The organism is Longimicrobiaceae bacterium, from assembly GCA_035936415.1.
Classification (GTDB): Bacteria; Gemmatimonadota; Gemmatimonadetes; order Longimicrobiales; family Longimicrobiaceae; genus JAFAYN01.
In genome coordinates this window covers 1-4,500 of record DASYWD010000585.1, presented here as the reverse complement: position 1 = coordinate 4,500, position 4,500 = coordinate 1, and the positions used below count along the sequence as shown (strand labels likewise).

The following is a 4,500-nucleotide window of genomic DNA, read 5'->3' as shown; positions in this document are numbered from 1 at the left end:
TCGCCGGGGTGGTCGCGCTCGCGGCCGGCCTGCTCGCGGGGCTCGTCCCCGCGCTGCGCTCCACGGGGGGCGACCTCACCCGCTCGCTCAGGACCGGGGCGCGCGGCAGCTCCGTGGGCGTGGGCTCGCTGCGCCGGCCGACCGTGCTCTCCGTGGCGGCGACGCTGCAGGTGACGTGCGCGCTGGTGCTCCTGGTCGGCGCCGGGCTGCTGCTCCAGGGCCTGCACCGCCTGAACTCCGTCGATCCGGGCTTCGAGCCCAGCGGGCTCGTGGCCTTCCGCATCTCGCCGCATCGAGCCCGGTACGACGGGGACGCCGCGGCTCGGCTGCACGAGCGGGTGCTCCGGCAGGTGGAGGCGGTTCCGGGGGTCCGCTCGGCGACCGTGGGATGCGCGCCCTACGCCGGCTGCGGCTCGACCGACCTCCACGTCGTGGGGCGGCCGGACCCGGGGGAGCCGCGCCGCGTCGGGTGGCACTACGTCGGCCCCGACCACTTCCGCACGCTGGGCGTTCCGCTGCTGCGCGGGCGCGCGCTCACGGCCGAGGACCGGGCCGGGCGGCCCAGGGTGGCGGTGATCGACGAGACGGCTGCGCGGCGCTTCTGGCCGGGCGAGGATCCCATCGGCAAGCGCGTGTGGTTCGGCTACGCCGGCTTCGAATCGCCCGACTCGCCGACGGAGATCGTGGGCGTGGTGGGCGACGTCCTCTACGCGCCCCCCGGCGGGGAGAGCCGTCCCGCCCTCTACACCTCCTACCTGCAGCACACCATCTCCTCCACCACGGTGATCGTGCGGGCTGCGGGCGACCCATCGGCGCTCGTGCCGGCGCTGCGCCGCGCCGTGAAGGAGGTGGATCCCGACCTGGCGATCCACGACGTGCGCACCATGCGCGAGCAGGCCGCGGAGGCGCTGGCGCCGGAGCGCTTCGCGACGGCGGCTCTCACCCTCTTCGCCGGCCTCGGGCTCCTCCTGGCGTCGCTCGGCGTCTACGGCGTCATGGCGTACTCGGTCGCGCAGCGCCGGCGCGAGATCGGGATCCGCCTCGCGCTGGGCTCCACGCCGGGCAGGGTCCAGCGCTTCGTCCTCGGGCAGGGGCTCGCGCTCGCGGCCGCCGGCCTGGTGCTCGGCACGGCGGCGTCGCTCGCCCTCGCGCGCGCGCTCCCCGCGCTCATTGCCGGCATCGGCACGGCCGACCCGCGGGTCTACGCGGCCGTCGTGCCGCTCCTGCTCCTCGTCGCGCTCGCCGCCTGCTACCTGCCCGCGCGCGCGGCCACGCGCGTGAACCCGGTGGAGACCATCGCCGCCGACTGAACGGGCGGCCCACGGAACCCGGAGGCACCCATGGGGAAGAAGACGATCGGATCGGGCGCGGTGCTGCTCCTGCTGCTCCTCCTGGCCGCCGCCGTCGCCGGGCGGGAGGAGCCGGCGCAGGGGGAGGGCGCCCCGGCGCGGGTCGTCCGGATCGGGGAGATGTCGTCGGCGCGGGCGGCCCACCAGGCCACCGTCCTGCAGGGCGGCGAGGTGCTGGTCACCGGCGGCTGCCCCGATCCCGGTTGCGAGGAGGTCCTCGCCTCGGCCGAGCTCTACGATCCCGCCAGCCGGACCTTCCGGGCGGTCGGCTCGATGACGACGCCCCGCAGCGCCCACGCGGCGGCCCTCCTCCCCGATGGGCGGGTGCTCGTCACCGGCGGATGGACGGGGCGCCACACCACGGCTGGCGCGGAGGTCTTCGACCCCGCGAGCGGCCGCTTCACGCCGGTGGGTGAGATGGTCGAGGCGCGGCTGAGCCACAGCGCCGTTCCTCTCCCGGACGGCCGGGTGCTGCTGTGCTGCAGCCCGGAGAGCAGGGAGACGTTCGCCGAGGTCTTCGATCCCGCCACCTCCACCTTCTCCGCGGTTGCCACGAGCCGGGTCCCGTCCGCCGGCTCCGTGGCGGTCGCGCTGGCGGACGGCCGCGTGCTCGTGACCGGCGGGCGGCACCACGGGCGGGCGCTGCGCTCGGCGGAGATCTACCATCCGGCCACGGGTGAGCTCCGCCCGACGGGCGACATGGCCGTGCCCCGGCACAAGCACGCCGCGGTGCGCCTGGCCGACGGCAGGGTGCTGGTCCTGGCGGGCGAGGGGCGGGAGGACCGCCAGGCCGCGACGGAGCTCTACGACCCCGCAGCGGGCAGCTTCTCGCCCGGCCCCGCCCTGCGCTCGCCTCGCCGCAAGATCCGGGATGCGGTCGTCGTGCTCCCCTCGGGCGCGGTGCTCGTGGCCGGCGGTTCCGCTCGCCCCGAGCTCTGGGATCCGGCCGGAAGGGAGTTCGTGCCGCTGCGGGGCGAGCTCGAAGGGCTGCACGAGTTCGCTACGGCCACCCTCCTTCCCACCGGTGAGGTGCTGGTCCTGGGAGGCTACGACGACCGGATCCGGCCCTCGGCCTCGGCCTGGCTCGCGCGCGCCGGGCGCTGACGCTCGGGTTTCGAGACGTGCCCACCTCTCTGGGCGGATTCAGACCGCCCGGGGCTGCCTCCCACCCCGGCGCCGCGGTCAGCGGCGGAACAGGTAGCTGACCTTCAGGAAGAGGCCGTCCGTCCGCGGCTCCATCCCCCCGAAGCGGAACGCCTCCCGGTCGTCCATCTCCCGGCCGTAGCCCAGGAAGACCACCGTTCCGGGAGAGGGCTGGTAGCTGAAGAGAAGGTTGAGCTGGAGCGGGTTGAGCTGCGCCTCGTCCTCCGCCACCCGCCGCCCCCGGCGCACGCGGAACGGCGCTCCGCCCCGCAGGTAGGGGCTCCCGCCGGGGGAGCGCAGCACGTCCACCTCCTCCACCGCGTACTGTCCGACGGCGCGGAAGGACACCGCGCGGGAAAGCTGGTACTCCGCCTTGATCCGGGGGAGCATCGCGACGGAGTACAGGGACCCGTCGCGCTCGCGGGTGATGCGCGTGCGGCGCAGGCTCGCGTCCACGCGCAGCGCGTCGGTGGGCCGCAGCGCCACCTCGCCCGTCATGGACCACTGCCGGCCCGGGGTGCCCTCGGCGAAGATCGGGGTCTGCTGCCACTCGACGGACGCCCCGGCGGACACCCTGCGGAAGTACGATGAGCTCGCGCCCAGCGACGCCCCGTGCATCCCGTCCAGCTCGCGCACCGGGCCGACGAGCGCGTCGCCGCGCACGGTCGCGCCATCCGCCCCGGGGAGCGAGTACACGGCGTAGGGGGCCGGATCCAGCACGAAGAAGCGGTTGGAGTAGCTCGCGTCGATCCGGTGGTTGCCGCGCAGCGACAGGCTGGTCCGCACCGAGCCGGAGCCCTCCTCCGCCGCATCCCCGCCCCAGAAGCTCCGGCCGCGGTAGATCCGGTTCCCCGAGATCCAGACGGTCCGGTTCTCCAGCAGCGCCCCCGCCCCGCCGAACGAGCTGAGCCGCGTGACGGCGGACAGGTCGGTCAGCCCCGTCCTGCGGATGAACCCCGCCCCGGAGCGGAACTCCTCCGGGAGGTCGCGCGCCTGCAGGCGGAAGCCCCAGCGGCGCCCCGTACGGTCCACCGAGGTGGCGAGGAGGTGCCCCACCTGGTCCTGCGTCCCCACCGCGATCCGGCTCCCCTCCGCCCCCACGCTGTCGTGCCCGGCGGGGTCGGGACGCCACGCGCGCGTCCAGCTCCCCGCCCCCTGGAGCTGCCAGGTGTAGATCCCGCCGAAGCGGACCCGCGCGTCGAGCCCCGCCACGCGGTTGAACGTCTCCCCGGTCTCGCGGCTGGTCAGCAGCGCCCCCACGGACGACCCGGAGCCCACGTCGCGCTGCACCCGGGCCACGTTGAAGAGCGCCCGCGCGCCGCGCGGCACGTAGGCGCCCGGCGCGGCGAGCGGGCTCTCGTCCACCGCGCCCAGGTACCCCACCCCGAAGGCGCCCACCTTCCCCGTGAGCTTCGCGCCCGCGCTGGGATCCACGATGGTCCGGGTGTGGACCAGCGGCTCCGGCGTCGCGAAGACGTCCACCCCCTCCAGGAAGAAGGGGCGCTTCTCCGGGACCGACACGGCGAAGCGCTCGTTGACGGTGATCTGCCCCGCGTCCGCCTCGATCTGCGAGAAGTCGGGGTTCACGGTGGCGTCCAGCGTCAGGTTGCTGGTGAGCCCGTACTTGAGGTTCACCCCGAAGTCGGGCTCCGGCGCTCCGCGCGCGAAGCCGTCCTCGCCCCGGGCGCCCAGACGCCGGGCGGTGGCGGTGGGGTTCGCCTCCAGGAGTCGCCCGGGGCGCAGGCCCTGGATCCCCTCCAGGGTGCCGCTCTGCGCCAGGCGCGAGGGGTTTCCGCGCGACAGGGGGGCCCACGCCTCCTCCGCCCCGGTGGCGGCGATGCTGCGGATCACGTTGATCCCCCACCGCTGCGTCGGCCCGGCGGCGAACTTCAGGCTCTTCAGCGGGATCCGTACCTCCACCGTGTAGCCGTCCGGGGTGAGCCGTCCGCGGGACTGGAAGACGAAGTCCGGGTTGAAGTCGGCGCGGTCCTCGCGGCGCCGCGAGGAC

Annotated in this window: 3 protein-coding genes; 2 read left to right on the top strand and 1 reads right to left on the bottom strand. The window is 75.4% G+C overall.

Annotated elements, in window-relative coordinates:
- On the top strand, positions 1 to 1,310 hold a 1,310-nt coding region (locus VGR37_23485; GenBank protein ID HEV2150382.1), incomplete at its 5' end, for an FtsX-like permease family protein.
- Between the two features lie 30 nt (positions 1,311 to 1,340).
- Positions 1,341 to 2,453, top strand: a complete 1,113-nt coding sequence (locus tag VGR37_23480; protein HEV2150381.1) for a kelch repeat-containing protein — start codon at positions 1,341 to 1,343, stop codon at positions 2,451 to 2,453.
- A 78-nt stretch (positions 2,454 to 2,531) separates the two neighbouring features.
- Here the strand turns inward: VGR37_23480 and VGR37_23475 are convergent.
- Positions 2,532 to 4,500 (bottom strand): DUF5916 domain-containing protein (locus VGR37_23475; protein HEV2150380.1); only part of this gene is annotated, 1,969 nt, incomplete at its 5' end.